The sequence below is a fragment of the Streptomyces sp. NPDC111507 genome (genome assembly GCF_055638955.1).
The window spans coordinates 372042-388253 of the sequence record NZ_JBVKBU010000008.1; the positions used below are offsets into that span (position 1 = coordinate 372042).

General features: G+C 67.9%; 17 protein-coding genes and 3 pseudogenes. 11 read left to right on the forward strand and 9 right to left on the reverse strand.

The genetic code is table 11. The annotated features are described in order from the left end of the window. Positions 1-182 precede the first annotated feature (182 nt). The gene (locus ACZ7M2_RS31050; RefSeq protein WP_471598114.1) at positions 183-752 is read left to right on the forward strand and encodes a YrhB domain-containing protein; all 570 of its coding nucleotides are present in this window, start codon (positions 183-185) and stop codon (positions 750-752) included. A 274-nt stretch (positions 753-1026) separates the two neighbouring features. On the opposite strand, the gene ACZ7M2_RS31055 is transcribed toward ACZ7M2_RS31050, so the two are convergent. The 3 genes and pseudogenes from ACZ7M2_RS31055 to ACZ7M2_RS31065 form a co-directional block, all read right to left on the reverse strand. Then, positions 1027-1767 carry a DUF1963 domain-containing protein gene (locus ACZ7M2_RS31055; RefSeq protein ID WP_471598115.1) on the reverse strand — a complete coding sequence of 247 codons (741 nt, stop codon included), beginning with the start codon at positions 1765-1767 and terminating at the stop codon, positions 1027-1029. Between the two features lie 231 nt (positions 1768-1998). After that, the gene (locus ACZ7M2_RS31060; RefSeq protein WP_471598116.1) at positions 1999-2481 is read right to left on the reverse strand and encodes a WapI family immunity protein; all 483 of its coding nucleotides are present in this window, start codon (positions 2479-2481) and stop codon (positions 1999-2001) included. 50 nt (positions 2482-2531) lie between these two features. Beyond that, positions 2532-2890 (reverse strand): annotated as a pseudogene (locus tag ACZ7M2_RS31065) (transposase); the annotation flags it as partial. An 18-nt stretch (positions 2891-2908) separates the two neighbouring features. Here ACZ7M2_RS31065 and ACZ7M2_RS31070 point away from each other — a divergent pair. Further along, a complete protein-coding gene (locus ACZ7M2_RS31070) occupies positions 2909-3328 on the forward strand; it encodes a hypothetical protein (protein WP_471598117.1) in 420 nt (139 codons plus the stop codon). Here ACZ7M2_RS31070 and ACZ7M2_RS31075 read toward each other — a convergent pair. Continuing rightward, the gene (locus ACZ7M2_RS31075) at positions 3321-4196 is read right to left on the reverse strand and encodes a DUF3592 domain-containing protein (RefSeq protein ID WP_471598118.1); all 876 of its coding nucleotides are present in this window, start codon (positions 4194-4196) and stop codon (positions 3321-3323) included. The genes ACZ7M2_RS31070 and ACZ7M2_RS31075 overlap by 8 nt on opposite strands. 577 nt (positions 4197-4773) lie before the next feature. After that, positions 4774-5553 carry a hypothetical protein gene (locus ACZ7M2_RS31080; RefSeq protein WP_471598119.1) on the reverse strand — a complete coding sequence of 260 codons (780 nt, stop codon included), beginning with the start codon at positions 5551-5553 and terminating at the stop codon, positions 4774-4776. A gap of 651 nt (positions 5554-6204) precedes the next feature. Here ACZ7M2_RS31080 and ACZ7M2_RS31085 point away from each other — a divergent pair. The 3 genes from ACZ7M2_RS31085 to ACZ7M2_RS31095 all read left to right on the forward strand — a co-directional run bounded on the left by ACZ7M2_RS31085 (position 6205) and on the right by ACZ7M2_RS31095 (position 7720). Continuing rightward, a complete protein-coding gene (locus ACZ7M2_RS31085; protein ID WP_471598120.1) occupies positions 6205-7104 on the forward strand; it encodes a hypothetical protein in 900 nt (299 codons plus the stop codon). After that, complete coding sequence (locus ACZ7M2_RS31090) at positions 7101-7439, forward strand: cupin domain-containing protein (RefSeq protein ID WP_471598121.1); 339 nt, start codon at positions 7101-7103, stop codon at positions 7437-7439. The genes ACZ7M2_RS31085 and ACZ7M2_RS31090 overlap by 4 nt, the downstream gene beginning before the upstream one ends. A gap of 104 nt (positions 7440-7543) precedes the next feature. Further along, the gene (locus ACZ7M2_RS31095; protein ID WP_352049713.1) at positions 7544-7720 is read left to right on the forward strand and encodes a hypothetical protein; all 177 of its coding nucleotides are present in this window, start codon (positions 7544-7546) and stop codon (positions 7718-7720) included. 347 nt (positions 7721-8067) lie between these two features. On the opposite strand, the gene ACZ7M2_RS31100 is transcribed toward ACZ7M2_RS31095, so the two are convergent. The 3 genes from ACZ7M2_RS31100 to ACZ7M2_RS31110 form a co-directional block, all read right to left on the reverse strand. After that, positions 8068-8586 carry a S1 RNA-binding domain-containing protein gene (locus tag ACZ7M2_RS31100; RefSeq protein ID WP_471598122.1) on the reverse strand — a complete coding sequence of 173 codons (519 nt, stop codon included), beginning with the start codon at positions 8584-8586 and terminating at the stop codon, positions 8068-8070. Positions 8587-8697: 111 nt separating this feature from the next. Continuing rightward, positions 8698-9108 (reverse strand): DUF5958 family protein, encoded by a 411-nt coding sequence (locus ACZ7M2_RS31105; RefSeq protein ID WP_471598123.1) that lies wholly within the window; start codon positions 9106-9108, stop codon positions 8698-8700. Between the two features lie 90 nt (positions 9109-9198). Next, on the reverse strand, positions 9199-10308 hold the full coding sequence (locus ACZ7M2_RS31110; RefSeq protein ID WP_471598124.1) for a protein kinase family protein: 1110 nt from the start codon (positions 10306-10308) through the stop codon (positions 9199-9201). A gap of 232 nt (positions 10309-10540) precedes the next feature. Here ACZ7M2_RS31110 and ACZ7M2_RS31115 point away from each other — a divergent pair. Further along, positions 10541-10670: pseudogene (locus ACZ7M2_RS31115) on the forward strand (IS5-like element IS4811 family transposase); the annotation flags it as partial. Between the two features lie 191 nt (positions 10671-10861). Here the strand turns inward: ACZ7M2_RS31115 and ACZ7M2_RS31120 are convergent. Further along, positions 10862-11452: a hypothetical protein gene (locus tag ACZ7M2_RS31120; RefSeq protein WP_471598125.1), complete on the reverse strand. Its 591-nt coding sequence runs from the start codon at positions 11450-11452 to the stop codon at positions 10862-10864. A gap of 539 nt (positions 11453-11991) precedes the next feature. Here ACZ7M2_RS31120 and ACZ7M2_RS31125 point away from each other — a divergent pair. From ACZ7M2_RS31125 to ACZ7M2_RS31145, 5 genes and pseudogenes are all read left to right on the forward strand, one after another. Continuing rightward, a complete protein-coding gene (locus tag ACZ7M2_RS31125; protein WP_471598126.1) occupies positions 11992-12834 on the forward strand; it encodes a hypothetical protein in 843 nt (280 codons plus the stop codon). A gap of 91 nt (positions 12835-12925) precedes the next feature. Continuing rightward, positions 12926-13321 (forward strand): annotated as a pseudogene (locus ACZ7M2_RS31130) (IS5/IS1182 family transposase); the annotation flags it as partial. Between the two features lie 219 nt (positions 13322-13540). Next, positions 13541-14245, forward strand: a complete 705-nt coding sequence (locus tag ACZ7M2_RS31135; protein ID WP_471598127.1) for a VanZ family protein — start codon at positions 13541-13543, stop codon at positions 14243-14245. Between the two features lie 92 nt (positions 14246-14337). Then, positions 14338-15066: a response regulator transcription factor gene (locus ACZ7M2_RS31140; RefSeq protein ID WP_471598128.1), complete on the forward strand. Its 729-nt coding sequence runs from the start codon at positions 14338-14340 to the stop codon at positions 15064-15066. Then, the gene (locus ACZ7M2_RS31145) at positions 15059-16138 is read left to right on the forward strand and encodes a sensor histidine kinase (RefSeq protein ID WP_471598129.1); all 1080 of its coding nucleotides are present in this window, start codon (positions 15059-15061) and stop codon (positions 16136-16138) included. The genes ACZ7M2_RS31140 and ACZ7M2_RS31145 overlap by 8 nt, the downstream gene beginning before the upstream one ends. Positions 16139-16212 lie beyond the last annotated feature (74 nt).

The window sequence follows — 16212 nt, forward strand, 5'->3', positions numbered from 1 at the left end:
CGCCCACCCGCTGAAGCGCTCAGTCACATCCAACCGCCGTAACCCGCACCGTTAAAGATCTCTAGCCGTCGCCCGCAGAGGCGGAGCGTTCAGGGACATTCCCGTGGGCATGGGCGCTCACCGCGCTCTCTGGGTCGCGAAACTTGCTGGTCGGCTCGGGGTTGATGGGGCATGCTGCACACGTGATTGAGCGAGAAGCCGCAGTTCGGATCGCTGAGGAAGAACTCGACCGCAAGTATCAAAAGTGGTCGGCTGCGGGCGTGGACTCGATACGCACGGCTGTGGTGCGTGTCGAGAAGCACGAGCTGGTGTGGATCATCTACTGGCAGTCCGTGGAGTTCATACGCACAGGGAACCCCAGCGCCATGCTGATCGGCAACGGGCCGTACCTGGTCGACCGCATCGACGGGGGGCTGCACACGATCGGAGTCGTGTCCTCGATGGGCGGGGAGTGGGAGGCCGACTACCGCGTTCGCATACGGGGCCTTGCTGTCCGTACCCCGGTAGACGATCTACACGATGAGATATGCGAAGTTGCCGCCACACGCGGGCGCATGCAGGCCGTGCGCACTCTGCGGCAGGGGCTGCCGGTGCTGTCTCCTGCCCAGGCCCTCCAGTACGTGAGCGGGTTGCTGGACGGCGATGCCCCGGCCCACCTCGTGGCCGTCGCTGCCGAGCAACTCGTCGAACCCATCAATCCAGTGCTTGCCGTCAAGACCATCCGCCAGGGAAAGCCCTCCCAGACGACCTGACTCTCGCGGGTTGACTTCTCCGTGGGGAAGCCGCTTTGAGCATCACGGTTGGCCGGAGAACAGCGACGCGTTCATGGTGCTGATGTCGGTTCTGGTGAAGTCGGGCGCGATGCCGGGGGCGACCGCTGTGCTGGGCTCATGGAGGGTGCGCTCAAGCATTGCGGGCCAGGTGTGGTCGCACATGTGCGGGCTGGATGAGCTGATCGCCCCGGGCGCGCGGGTGGAGCCGGGCTGCGTGGCCTCCGTGAGGGTACGCGTCTCGCCCGGGGCTGCGTCAGCCGACCATGTCGAAGCAGGCCCGGGCCCGGGTGAAGCGGCAGCCGGCCAGGTCGTCCCGGCGAATCACCCAGTAGACGATGCCCAGTTCGCCTTCGGTCAGGTCGTCGCCACCGACCTCTGCGAGCAGCACCCAGTCGCCCGGGCCGTGGTCGTGCTCCGTGATGGGATCCCCGTTCCAGACCCAGGGGTAGCCGCCCATCTGCACCGGTCCGTCCGTCTGCATCTCGCCGCAGGTCTTCCACCACACCGAGCCCAGCTCGCTGCCGTGCGGGAACTCCTCGGTGTCCCAGCCGCGGTTGGGCAGCGAGGGCTCGATCGTCAGATGTAGGTCTTGGGCCGGGTGGACCTGCGGCGGCCACTCGCCGCCCGGACCGCGTTCGGAGACGGACGTGCCGGTCGGGAGGTAGACGAGCCGGAACCAGTCGTCGCCGCTCCACGGGTCCTCCGTGTCCGCGAAGAAGAGCAGCGTGCCGTCCTTCGGCAGCGGGAGGTCCGTCGCGCCCGGTGGGATGGCTGCGAGGTTGACCGAGGCGAGGAACGGCAGGTCCGGAACTGGCTCGTCCTCGGGCATCGGCGGCAGCCCGCCGAGCCGTCCGGCCACCGGGCCGTCGGGTGGCGCCTGACCAGCGGGGCTCAGCATCGCGCAGAGACGGACGGTGCCGAGCCACCGCTCGACCTCGTCCTCCGGCAAGCCCCGGCTGCGGGCTTCGTCGCGGAACGGATCCATGGACCTCATTTCGCAAAGTATGCCAAGGTCGATCATGACCGCCTACCACGATGAAGTGAACCGGTCACGGGCCTGACGGCCGACGCCGCCCTGACCGACCCGGCCGGCGACGGCGGGCGCTGTCACCAAGCCGAGCACCGGAGTGACCAACTGGGACGCACAGTGGCTTCCCCATGGCCAAGTGAAGCTTGGGGGCCTGTGTCAGGCGATCGATGGGAGTCCAGGTGGGACTGACGCCGATCAGCGAGTGGGAAAGGATGCCAGGGCAAGATCCCACTGCTCAGCTGCATGAAGAAGTGCAACTGCATCCACGTGCACCTTCACGAAGTACTGGTAGATGTCCGCCCTGTGATCTCCCTGCTGCCATGGGGGCGCCGCCTCCAGGGAGAGGTGCACGCGAATCACCGCCCCGGCCTCGCTTCGGTCTGCAAGGCTGAAGGCCAGGACTGGCTCGTTGAACCACGTGTCCGGGGACACATAGCCATCGGCTTCGGGTCGGGTGACGGCCACTGTCCCCTCGGCCACCCCCCGCAGCCAGACGGCGACCTGGCGCGCTTCGTGGGTCAGCAGAGACGGATCAGCAAAGGACCATCCTCCTTCGGAAGTTGCTACCGTGCCGCCGACGACCAGCCAGTTGTCGTCGTAGCGGTTGCCTCGGGCCGCGGCGAACTCATAACGCAGCGGGCGGAGTTCGGCACTGTTTGCGTGATCACTCAAAAGCACGGCAACAGGATGTCATGGCCCTCGATGCACTCCACGGCGCGTGCGGATGATCAGGGTGCCGTTGCGGCAGGCACCGCGACTTCGTAAGACTCCGGTCCCGGACCAGAGCCCACAGGACGTTGACTCTCCGGCGGGCGAGTGCGATCACCGCATGGGTACGACATTTCCCCTCGGCACACTTATGGTCATAAAACGTCCGGGAGTTGAGGTCGTAGCGGGCGCTCATCAGTGCGGACATGCAGAACACGCGTTGGACACCTCGATGGTGGTGGCGGGGGCGGTGCAGGTTGCCGTTCCACTTTCCTGAATCGTTCGGTGCCGGTGCCGGAGCCGGGCCGGCGAAGGCGGCGAGCGCGTCCGGGCTCGCGAAGTCCGTGAGGTCGTTGCCGATCAAGGCGAGGAACTCGGCATCTCCACCCACCTCCCGTTGTCGGCGAAGGACCTCGTCCTGGGCACGCTCCCGCTGCGCGCGGACGGCGTCCCTGGCGCTCAACTCTGGCCCGCGCCGCCGCGCGTCGCCCTGATCGTCTGCGAGAGCGACGGCGATCTACGCTTCGCCGAGTCGTTCGGTCTGGCGACGACGATGGTCCACAACGGCACGGAGCTGGTGACAGCCACCTGCTGGGTGCTCCCCACCAGCTTCACCTTCCACCGCCTGGCCGGTCTGCCGGAGTCGGTACGGCCGCTCACCGAGGCCGTGGTCGCCGTGGACGCGGCCCACGAGGGCCACGACCCGCTCCACCATCTCGGCGCCTGGCAGCGAGAGCGGCTCGACCTGTGGCGCACCGGCGGCCCTATTCAGCACTCGCCCCTCCTCTGGGCGGCCCTGACCTGCATCGTCAGGTGAAGGACCAGGGGTGGTGGAGGCAGTACCCGCCCACCCCGATCGCGGCGATCCCGGTGAGCAACAGGGAGACGACGAACTTGATGTCCGATGCGCGCTCACGGCGTTCGTGGTCGGGGTCGGCAGTGAGGAGGGACGGGTCGGCGGGCGCATAACGGAGGGGAACGTCGCGGCCGAGGGACTCGGCGATGTCCCGAATGCCCTGCGTGCACAGCGCGGTGACCTCGACGCCCTCGTGGGTGGTGAAGGCAACGACGGAAGCATGGCTGATGCTCTCGCTGCTCTCGCCGTCGGTACAGACATCCCTGGTGACGGCGACCACCCGACCCTGGACGGTGACGCCTACCGCCAGCTGAGCGGCCCGGGCGCGCGTGGACTCGTCGTCCCGACTCAACGCGACGACGAGAAGCAGAAGCCCACCGACACAGATCAGCCCCCACTGCCAGCCCCACACGAAGAACGACTGGACGACCAGCCCCAGCACCAGCAGGAACACCATGCAGTTCGGGATGCCCACCCCCGAGGTCCGCCCCTCGCTGTCCAGCATCAGGTAGAACCGCTCCGGCCGCCGCCGCGGAAACCGCACCGGGAACTCCTGCCCCACCCATGCCACTTGTACCCGGTCGCCGCGCCTGTTCTCATGCCGCAGTCTGAACTCCCGCCCGGTGCCCGGGTCCTGGTACGCGATCGTCACCGGTATCGCGTGCTTACCGGACTCACCGTGCCCCGGCGGATGCACCTCCACGACCCGCGCCATCACCCACACCGCCCGCTGCGGCCGGGTCAGCCCGGCCAGCGAACACGCATATCCGACCAACGCCAGCCCCGTGGGCAACGTCCACCACAGCCCGAGTATCCCCTGCACGTCCATCCGACGAGACTCTCTCTGCCGGGACCCCTACCGATCCCAGGTTCACCTGGACCAACTTCCAGTCCCCATCTGCTTGAACTCCCGCTGCGGGGTTGAACAGCACAGAAGCCGCCCACCAAGGCTTCGTTGTTCCGTTCGGTCAACGGCATCGCGCAACAGGTCCCGCAGTTTCAGTGGGAGTTCGTCGGGCACCGCCCGGCGGCGAGCGAGGAGACCAGCGCCACCCCGTCGACCACCCCGGCTCCGGCCAGGCGGTGCGTGCGCGGGGAGCAGCGTGGCAGAGGCGTGGCACTGGGTTCGAAGCGCGTAAACACGTGGGCGGACCAGGACGTTTCCAAGCCTCCCTGTGCGCACACCCGCTCCCCCGATACCCAGTTGCCGTAGCCAGCAAGATCGGCGGCCAGTCGTGGTGCCGCCGCGGGACGGCGAGCCGCGGCGGCACGCCGGAACGTTCGGGTTGCGGACTCCGGCGGTACGCGCACCGAGGCCGTGCCGCTCGCACCCAGGGGTGCATCCTGTGGGCCTGTGCAGCCCACGGGATGCACCATGGCGAGAACTCTGGGGCGCTGTTCGCCGACTACTTGAGGTTGAGGGTGTCCCCGGCCGATGCCTTCAGTGAGGTGGTCGTGGTGCCGGGGAAGTACCAGCGCCAGCTGCCTGCCGAAGTGACGGTCACCCTGGCGGCCAGTTGCCCGATGTTGCCCGTCGTGACGGTCTTGACGGTGCTGTAGTGGGCTGCGCCCTTCTTCCTGAACTGGAGCTTGACCTGCTGCCCGGGGAACCCGTGGTACTTGCGGTCCTCCCAGTTGGCCCGCGACAGCTTGCCGGTGACGGTCGCCTTGGCGCCCTTGGCGACCTTCTCGGGCGTGATCACCGTGGTGAGCTGGGCGGCGCGCTTGACCTTGTACTCGGCGATGTGGTCGGAGATCCAGTAGTCGCCGTCGTTCGCCTTGACGGTCGCGTTGACCTGCCAGACGCCGGCGACCTTGTTGGTGTCGATGTCGTCGCTGTCGGCGATCCAGGCGGGGTCGATCGTGAGCGTGGCCCGGCACACCGAGGTCGTCGCGCTCTTCTTCGTGCACGACGAGTCATCGTTCCAGGTCGCGAAGGTGTAGGCGCTCGCCCTGTTGAACGTGCTGACGTTCGTGAGCCCCTTCACCCCCGAGTTGTCCTTGACGGTGATGTCGACCGGGTACCGGATCGTCTTCGACGTCCCCACGATGACGTTGCCACCGCCGTTGACGACGGTCTTCACCACCTGGACATCACCCCGCCCCTCCGCGTGCGCCCCGGTCGCCGTCGTCAGCACCAAGGCCACCGCCCCACCGGCCGGGGCCCAGGCCGTTCTGCCTCTCATAGTCCTCCCCTTGTCGTGTGCGTGCCAGGAGAGGTACGTGATCATGGACCTGCCACGGTGTTCGGTTTCCCGGCTACGGCAGGCTTCCTCACGATGCTGCTGCTCGACGGCGAAGTGCTTGGCCGTGCGCCGTGCCTGCTCGTCCAAGGCCTCTGGCTCGGCAGCTCTGACAGCAGCCGATGGTGTCCTACAGCCTTGTCCGGAACGGCCGTTGTCGTCAGTGCCGTGTGGCATGGTTCTGATCATGTTCGACGGACTTCACGACATCGACTGGGCGTCGATGGAGCACGAGTACGGCCCGGCTGAGGAGGTACCGACGCTGCTGTGGGCGCTGCGCTCACCGGACGCCGGGGAACGCGGCGAGGCCCTCGACCGCTTCTACGGCGCGGTCCACCGCCAGGGCGACGTGTACCCGGCCACCGCAGTCGGCCTGCCCTTCCTGTTCGACCTGGCTGAAGACGGCTCCACGGCCGGCCGGGCTGCCGTCGTCGCGCTGCTGGTCAGTGTCGGCCGGGAGTCCCTCGACCGGGGATCCGAGGACGACGGCACCGAGATCGAGTACTACCCCCGACGGGCTATGGGCAGGCCGTCGCTTTCCTACGTGCGCGGGGTGCGGAGTTCGCCGAACTTGCCCGTAACCCCGACCCGGACGTGTGCCTGGCCGCGATCGGAGGGCTTGGCCTCTTCCTCGACGACGCCGACCGGGCCACCGCCATGGTGCGTGTGCGGCTGCTCGCCGAGCGCGGCATCGCGGCGCGGATGCGGATCGTGGAGGCGGCGGCCACCGTGGCACTGCGTATGCCGGCGGCCAGGCACCAGGTGATGGACTGGCTCTCCGGGCTCGCCGCTGACCCGGCCCAGGGCCCGGTGACCCGGCTCGCGGCCATGGTCCATCGGGCCCGCTGCTCTCCGGACGAGATCGGCGAGGACGTCGTGCCGGCCACGGTCGGCCTGCTGCGCGAGAGCACCCACGCCATACCCGTGCGACGGACAGCACCGGCCCCGAGCGGCCCGGCTGTATCCACCGACACAGCTGCACCCCAGATCGTCGCCGCCTTCGAGGACCTCGACCACCGCACGCGCGTGCACCCGCCGACCACGGTCCTGCTGCGCACGTTCCACGAAGCCCTTGAAGGCCGGGTGCTAGAGCGCACCGCGGTGCCGGCCGAACAGCTGCGCAGCCCCGACCGCGGCTCACGCCTGGACGCGGTCCGTATGAGCGGGGAGCTGATGCGGACCTGGCGCGGGGACCGCACCCTGCTCCTCCCGCTGGTCACCGACCGGCTCACCACGGCCGATCAGGAGGTCGCCGCCGAGGCCGCAGCCGTCCTGGCGTCCTGCCACCCCATCGCCACAGACGCCGGTGCGCGGAAGCCACCAGGAGGCCGTCCGGACCCTGGCGCGCCTCGGCGACACGCGCGCGCTGCCGAGTCTGCCGGCCACTCTGGACAACGACATCGACACCGCCGACCGCATATGTCACGTTTCCAGCGGGCCCTGGCCAACCCCGGCTCCTTACTCCTCACTCCTCACAGAAGGTCACTGACATGAAGAACGAGCGGGAATTCTTTTCACCGGACGCCATGCAGTGGCACACCGGGCCGCAGCCCGGAACCGCCGAGAGGATTCTGAGCAGGGACGACGCTGATCCGGAGGTGCTGACCCGGCTGGTGCGCTGGGAGCCCGGCCTCGACACCTCGCTCTCCGGCGTGATCCGGCACGAGTGGGTCGAGGAGGTCTATCTGCTCGAAGGCGACCTGCACGACCTGACCCTGGATCGGACCTTCTGCGCCGGAGACTTCGCCGCCCGGCCCCCGGGCATGGAACACGGCCCGTACCGGACAACCGGAGGCTGCTTGATGTTGGAGATCCGCTACCGGCCGTAGAGCGTGTGCCGAGTTCCGGTCTTCCACGGAGGCTACGGAGCCAGATGATCGCGCCGCGTAGGTGGAGTCCTGCGAGGTAGCCGGTCGGGGGCTTGTTGTAGAGGGTGCTCACCGAGTCCGCGCCGCTCCTTGACCTTTTCGATGGTCGTCTGCCGGTCTGGGTTCGCGTGTCCTACCGGTTGGTGCTCCCGCAGCGACCTGACGAGCCGGCGCTCATGCGTGAAGCCGCCGAGCACCTGTGGCTGCACGACCGGATTGTCATCGCGTCGCAGCGGACCTGACGAGGCGGGCAGATGCCCTGGCAGCCGGCTGAGTTGGGACGCGATGTCCATGACGCGAGCCAGAAGCGGATCGACGCTACGGTGACGGTGACCTGGAAGACGTTTCCGCACCAGCGCGGTTGGCTGACCCCGAGCCCTGACAACGGCTGTCGGTCGTCCGTCGCTCGCGGCGTGCCTGGGACAACGCAATGAGCTCAGGAGCGCGGCGGCAAGACCTCGATCACCGTGACCGTGCCGACAACAGGTCGGGGTTCGTGCATGGTGATCACATCGCCGCACTTCAGATGCCTCCACTGCTCGGGGCTCCGTGCCGGAATTCCCAGCCCCGCCGTGAGCCGATATCTCCTTCACGAGCGGAGGGACAGCAGGATCCGGCGCCTATACAGGTTGATGCCGACGACTTCGACCATGACCTCGTCACCATTCTGCAAGGCGCTCTCAGGCTCATCCGCATCGCGCTCTGCGAGCTCATGCATCGAAAGCAGTCCCGCGAAATTCTCATGGACACGGATGAACGCTCCGATCCTCACAACCCCCTCCACTCGGCCCGTGATCACCCGACCGAACTGAACACGAGCGAACTCCTCAAGCGGATCCGGATAAAGCGCCTTCAGTGAGAAGGAAGCCCGTTCCCGTTCGACGTCCAGGACGACGATGGTGACCTCCTGCCCGATCTCTACGATGTCCGACACCGCGTCGAAGTGGTGAGCCCAGGTCAACTCGGCAGCGTTCACCAGTCCATGGAAGCCCCCGATGTCGACGAACGCGCCGAACCGCTCGATGGACGACACCACCCCTTTGCAGACCTGGCCCCGCTCCAGCGACTCCAGAACCGCCCGGCCATCTCGGTCTGCCGTCTCCCCCATACCGCCGTCCCTTCTCCAACGGCCAAGACTCCCATGGCAGTCCAGCGCGAGGCAGGCGGTATCGCGGCTGAAGGCGGGGCCGTGTCTCGTCGTTACCCCCGGCCATAAAGATCAGCGAGTGGGGCCAAGACCCGTCGGCCGGATTCTACGGCTCAACGCCCTGCGGTTCAGCCCGAATCCACCGGCCTGATTCCGGACTGGCTGGTGCCAGGCATGGGTGCACCCGGCGGCGCAGAACGGCTCCGGACGGCGCTTGTCGGCCACTCCAAGCAGGGCTACCAGCAGCCGAAATGCGTTCACTCGCTCGTCCTGCGGCGGATTGATGATCTTTGTCAGCTGCGCGGGCATCTGCCCGCGCGTGCTCAGGACCGCCGGAGTATGTGTCGGCCGGATGCCGGCCGGACGCACGCTCGCGGGCCCGTCCTCCACCGTCGCGCGGGCCTGGATGCACAACCCGCTCGGGTCCCCCAGGACCTCGAACTGCTCGTCGGCGGCAAGGCCCTGGAACCACTCGCCCCGCACGAGCAGACGCAGTCATTGCGCGAGCTCGGTCAACCTGACCGTGCGCTGGCCCGTCCAGCCACCCTCAGCTCAGACCAGCACCTCTGCAAGCTATCGACGCAGATCGCGAAGTATGACTGGAGTGCTGGGCCCGCTGGGGACGCCGGAGCCTCCGAGACCAGTGGAATCGAGGGCCCTGCGGAGCGCCTTCAACGGGTACGGGGTTTCCCTGTTCTCGTCCTGGATCTTGAGGTAGAAGTCCGTCAGTACTGCGGCGAGCGGTGCATGATGGGAGAGGATCGCCCTGGCCTCCTGCGGTCCGTCCGGTGGGTTCTCCCCTTCCGCGCATGCGCGAATAAGCGCCACGCGTTCTTTCCGGTCGTATCCGTATAGAGCCGTGATCAGCCAGTTCACCAGCCAGCTGAGCGTGTAGCAGCGATCGTAGGTTTTGTGCAGTTCGAAGAAGCTGGTCTCGGACGGTGAAAGATCGAATTGGGAGGAGAGGGCGAGGCCATAGTCGGCGAAGTAGAGGCGTCGGCCGTCGGTCAGGATGTTCTGAAAGTGGGCGTCGAAGTGCAGGAGCCCGCGAACATTCATGAAGGATGTGCCAGCCTCCAGCTCGCTCTCCACCATGGAGCAAGCCCGGTCAGCGGGCTCTTCACCAGCCTGTACCTGCTCGGCGAACCACTCATGCAGGGTCTGTGGGATGTACTCCAGGAACAGTGCGAGGCTCGCAGAGGACTGTTGAAGGGCCTCGATACGACGGCGTACCTCCGGCCTGCCTCCCCAATAGGCCACGGCCCGCTCCACGTCCGCGAGTTCTTGCGGAAGCGCGGCCGTGTCCGGCAGCACGCGCCAGTGGTACATCATCGGGAACCCCTGGTACTGACCTCCGAGCACCCAGTTCGTCGTCATGGTGTGAACGGCGAGCTCTCGCCACGCTCCGAAACTAGGCCCGCCGACGCCGTACTGGCAGAAGGTGGGAAGCCCGAACAGGTTGGCCGTGGACCGTACATGTTCCGGCAGCCGCTCCAAATCCGTGAGCGGCACCCGCTTCACGAAGACCGGCTTCCCGTCAACCTCCAGCAGCGCGGACTTCCCGCCGATACCGGAGCCGAGCGGCACGGCGGCATCCACAAGCTCGCCCAGCCGGTGATCACTTCGCAGAGCGAGTGAGGTGGAGACCGAGCTGTAGGCAGCCAAGCGCGCGTCTTCCGACATATCGGGATGCTCAACCGCTACGTGCATCGGAATGCCGACCTCGTTTCCACCATGCCCACGAGTGTCCACCAACTGCTGCCTCTGCACTGTAGTTGAAGGTCGATGAGGAGATCGGTCGTGGTCGCCGTGGTGGTGACGACGCGCCATCGTCCGACAGTTGCACTCCCGTGTCTCGTCTCTCGGGCGGATCCGCCCTCGCTTGCGGCCACGCCCCGATCCGTACGTCACATGAGTCGCCGAACGCTCGCTCGACTGGATCACGCACGCACGTCGGCATGCCCGCGACTTCGAACCGCTGGTCCAGCATTCTGAGGGCCTGATCACCCTGGGCGGCGATCACGCTGATGACCCGTCGGCTGACCGGGGCCAGAAAAGCCTGGCCCCTTACCTGCCGCACAGGCCTCCTGAGCTGCCCAGTCTGTCGCCAGGCACCCTCCACGCCGGGGCTCTCAGGCTTGCATCCCGTCGTCCTCACCGGCCCCCTGTGCGAGACGTCCTCGCTCTCAAACGATCAGTAGAGGCGCAAGGACCCGGGCCCCTCGCCTCTGAGGCCTCAGCCGGTCTTGGCGCAGATCGCGTAGACGGAGGCCGTGTAGTACGGCTCGTAGCCGCCGTTCAGGAACCCGGCGGTCCAGCCGACGGGCGTAGTGCCGGAGAGGAGCGGGTTGGAGTGCAATTCCGAGCCATACGATTGGGCGTCAGAGCTGGGCAGGTACCAGCCGCCCCCGGTGGCGATCTCGCCGTCCGGGCACGTGGCGTCCACGTCGACCACGTCCAGGACGCCGACGTTCTTCGACACGGTGACCACGTGCACGCCCGCCAGACCGGGGGTTCCGGCGGGCCCCTGCGGACCCGTGGATCCGGCCGGGCCCTGCGGCCCGGTGTCTCCCTGTTGACCGGTCGGTCCCGTCGCCCCCTGCGCTCCGGTGTCCCCCTGCGCCCCGGTGTCCCCCTTCGGTCCAGCGGGCCCCTGCTGGCCGGTCTGCGCCCAGGTGACGGACTGCTCGTGGGACCGGCACGCGGAGCCCACCTCGACGAGGCGCAGGTGACCGCTCGAGTTCACACATCCCTGGATCGTGCCGTCCGCGGCGATGTACGACTGCTCCCCGCCGGTGGCCGACGCGAAGTCCGCAGACGTCGCCACGAGCACGACAACGGCGGCAGCGGCCGCCGTAACGGCACGGCGAATGAAAGTCACAGGTCCCCCCCCCGGGATCGTTAGTCCCTCGGCCGGAACATCCGACCGAGGCGTCACAACTATCACAAGTACAAAGCGCATTGACGATGTGTAGGTGAAATGTAAAGCCGCCGGATCGTTGATGGTCGGCCTCGGGCACCGGCCGGCGCCTCATCCCCGGCCTGCAGCCCCGGGAAACGCGACCGCCTACGGTGCCCGGTGGCGCTGCAGCCGCGAGCCCCAGGCGGCTGTTCGTCGACCCGGGCTACGACCATGACAAGCACCGTCGCCTGCTAAGGAAGCGAAAGGGGAACGTCAAACTCTTCATCGCCTGACGTGTTGTCACCCACGGCTCTGACCTGGGACGCATCGCCACTTTCGCCTGGCCGCACCAGTTCAAGCGACCGCGTATCCGCTAGGGCACCGAGCCGAACTTACTCCCGAGTGTCGTCGTGCGATTGTCCGAACGAGGCGGAGACGGCCGTGGCGTCGGTGTGGTTGCGAGCATGCGGAGTTCCAGACCCGGACAGGAGCACTCCTCACGACGCACGGCTCACGGCTCACGGCTCACGGCGGCGCTGCTCGTCGGCCCCGCCGCCCGGCCTGAGGCGCTGCGCCGTGGTCTTCTCGACCGCGCGGACGCCGAGCGGTTCCTCGCCGAGGGCGTCCACCTGGTCGAACTCGCCAGTAATCCGTCCCTGCCGACCGACCTCGTGGACCGTCGCGCCATCGACCCCGACGAAGGGGTGCGGCTCGCCGTCTCCCTCCGGCCCGAGCTTGCCGAAGCCCGACGCGCCGCCATCGACTTCACAGTGGCCCCGCACGCACGGGATGACGTGGACTGGGTGGCGGCCAGCATCGCCGATCAGGACGTACTGCGCCGGGCCGCGACCTCCACCCATCCTCTGCTGCGTCGCGCCGCGGCCCGCAGCCCCCATCTGCCACCCGATCTCCTGCGGCTGCCGGCCGAGGACACGGACGTTCTCGTGCGCACCCACCTGGCCATCTATCACCCCGACACCCCTGAGGAGGTCCTGATGAGTGTGTACGCACGGCTCGGCGGGACGTTCTCCGCCTGGATGGCGACCGGCCACCCCCGCTTTTTCCCCCGCGAGGGGCTCGCCGCCCGCTACGCGGACCATCCGGACGGGATCCACCGACAACTGGTGGTCCGCGACCCCGCCGCCGACCCCGACCTGATCGAGCGACTCAGCCACGACCCGGATGTCTGGACGCGCCAGGCGGCGGCACGCGACCCGCGCCTACCGCTCCCCCGGCTCCTCGATGCCCTCGCCCTGCCCGAGCTGGCCTCCAGCGCGGGTGCCAACCCCCGCCCTTCTCCCGGGTGAGCCGGCCGTGATCATGGGCGAGGCCGGGGTGTCCGCATGACGACGAGCGCCTGGAGCGACGCGGCCGAGGTACTCGCGGCTGACGTACTAGCGGACGAAGCTCACGTTGCGGCAGATCGCGCCGCTGTTCAGGATCTCGGAGTCCGCGGCCGATCGGATCCTGGACCATCTCGCCCTACGGATGTCGATCTCGCCGACCAACCGGCCACGCAAGGGCACCGTGTACATCGTGGACGGAACGCTGGTGCCAACCCGCGACCGCAGCATCTCCGCATCGAGCAAGAACTATCGGCACTCAACGAACCGGCAGATCGTCATCGACGCTGACGCATCCGGCGTTGACCGGTCCTGTCGCGGAGCTCCGATCATCGCCGACCGAGAGGCCAACGCCACCTGAGTGCCGAGCAGGAGGCCGAGAACCGGGTTCACCGCACAGCAAGCGCCCGCGTCGAGCACGGCGCTGTCCCGCCTGAAAAGCTGGCAGATATGCGGGCGTGGCCGCGAGCTCGTCCTGGATGCTCGGTAGCGCGATGTTCACGGACGAGTCGTCCAGCACCTGCACTGGCTGGGCCGGCGCGATCACCAGTGACGGGACCATATCTCTGCCGGCTTGCGCCAGTTCCTTGATACCGGGGATTTCGTGTATCGCGGGCGTATCGAAAATCGCATACCCCACCGCAACGGCCCTCCGTCTCCAATGAGGGGCATGAACCACAACACATCCCTGTCAGCGCCGCCCCGCCGCGCGCGCCGGATCGTGCTCCTCAGCCTGGCGACCCTAGGCATGATGAGCGCCGCGTTCGTCGTGCGGCGGCCGCTCATGATGTCCGCTCCGATGTGCATGGCCGGGCGGTGGCACGGCTGCTTCGATACGTTCAACGGTGTGGTGCTCATGACGTTGGTCGCGCTGCCGTTGGCGGCGCTGGTGGTGTGGGCTCTGGCGTGCCGTCGACGTGCCGCCGGCGTCACATCGGCGTGGCGGTTGTCGCTGGCCGAGGTGGGCATAGTCCACGGGACGGTGCCGTTCATATGGATGACCATGATGCCGGGCGCCGGGGCCGGCACCGTCCCCGCCCGGGTGAGCCTCGTACCGCTGCGGGACCTGGTCACGATGGGGACGGGCCAGATCGTCGGCAACCTGCTGATCTTCGCGGCGCTGGGGTTCTTCGCCCCGATGCGGTTCGCGGCGCTGGCGTCCGTGCCGCGGATCCTGGCGCTCGGGGCGGGCTGCTCGGTCCTGGTCGAAACCGCACAGTACGTCCTGCGCCTCGACCGGGTGTCCTCCGTGGACGACGTACTGGTCAACGCCATCGGCGCCACGCTGGCCGCGCTGGCGTCGCGCCGCTGGTGGCGCACCACGGCGCAAGCGCCGTCGGACCAGCCTCGCCCCGCGCCGGCACCGGCAGGCTGAGTCGCGTGCGCGGTGTGCACACGTCATTGCCCACGTCACTTCACACGTCCTTGCATACGTCGGCGATATGTTGTGCTGCTTAGGCTTCAGTCATGCGCGTACTGATCGTGGAGGACGAGCCCTACCTGGCAGAAGCCGTCCGTGATGGGCTGCGGCTGGAGGCGATCGCCGCCGACATCGCCGGCGACGGCGACTCCGCCCTGGAACTGCTCAGCGTCAACTCCTACGACCTCGCGGTCCTCGACCGCGACATCCCCGGCCCCTCCGGCGACGAGGTCGCCCGGCGCATCGTCGCCTCCGGCAGCGGCATCCCGATCCTCATGCTCACCGCTGCCGACCGGATCGACGACAAGGCTTCCGGGTTCGAGCTCGGCGCCGACGACTACCTCACCAAACCGTTCGAACTGCGGGAGCTCGTCCTGCGGCTGAGGGCGCTCGACCGCAGACGCGCGTACGCCCGGCCTCCGGTCCGCGAGATCGCGGGCCTGCGGCTCGATCCCTTCCGCCGGGAGGTCTTCCGCGACGGACGCTACGTCGCGCTCACCCGCAAACAGTTCGCCGTACTGGAAGTCCTCGTCGCCGCCGAGGGTGGGGTCGTCAGTGCCGAAGAACTGCTGGAACGGGCCTGGGACGAGAACGCCGACCCCCTCACCAACGCCGTCCGCATCACCGTCTCCGCACTGCGCAAACGGCTCGGCGAACCATGGATCATCGCCACAGTGCCCGGCGTCGGCTACCGGATCGACACCGGTATGGACAGCCGTATGGACACCATCGCCCCCAGCAGAGACACCACTGACCCCGGCAGTACACATGCATAGACGCCCAGGGCTCAGCGTCCGACTGAAACTCACCCTCAGCTACGCCGGATTCCTCGCCGTCGCCGGCGCTCTCCTGCTGGCCGTGGTGTGGGGGTTCCTGCTGCGCTACGTACCCGACAACTCCCAGGGCCTTCTCGGGATCTCGCCCAACCGCTACCTCCTTGTGCACACCTTCGCCCCCGCCGCGGCCGTGGCGATGGCCTTCCTGCTCGTGTTCGGCCTCGTCGGGGGATGGCTCCTCGCCGGTCGGATGCTCGCACCACTCGCACAGATCACGCATGCGGCACGGGTGGCCGGGAACGGATCGTTGTCCCACCGGATCCGCATGAAGGGCCGCCAGGACGAATTCCGGGAACTCTCCGACGCGTTCGACTCCATGCTCCAACAACTCGAGTCCCATGTCGCCGAGCAGCAGAGGTTCGCCGCGAATGCCTCCCACGAACTGCGCACCCCGCTGGCGATCTCGCGGACGCTCCTCGACGTCGCCCGCAAGGACCCCACGCGCGACCGGGGTGAACTCATCGAACGCCTGCACACTGTTAATACGCGGGCGATCGACCTCACCGAGGCTCTCCTGCTACTCAGCCGCGGCGACCGCGGAAACTTCACGCGGGAGAGCGTCGACCTCTCCCTCATCGCCGAAGAAGCCGCCGAAACGCTGCTTCCCCTCGCCGAACAGCGCCGGATCATGCTCGACGTCACCGGAGGGGCGGCCCAGGCCAGCGGCTCCGCGGAGCTTTTGCTGCGGATGGTGACGAACCTCGTCCAGAACGCCATCGTCCACAACCTCCCCGCCGACGGCACCGTGACGGTCCACACCGAGGCACACGGCGACACGAGCGTGCTGCGGGTCGAGAACACGGGTCGCCGGCTCCCACCGGAACTGGTACCGACCCTCACAGAACCCTTCCAGCGCGGAACGGAACGCGTACGCACCGATGAGCATGCCGGCGTCGGCCTCGGGCTGGCCATCGTGCACAGCATCGTCCGCGCCCACGACGGGACCCTCGACCTCGTCCCCCGCCCCGCCGGCGGTCTCCTCGTCACGGTCCGGCTTCCTGGCACGCCGTAGGCATCGTCCCCGAGCGGGGCCACTGGATCGTTGACTGGAAATTCGGTGCAGGCCTGGGGCCCGCCCCTTATGGG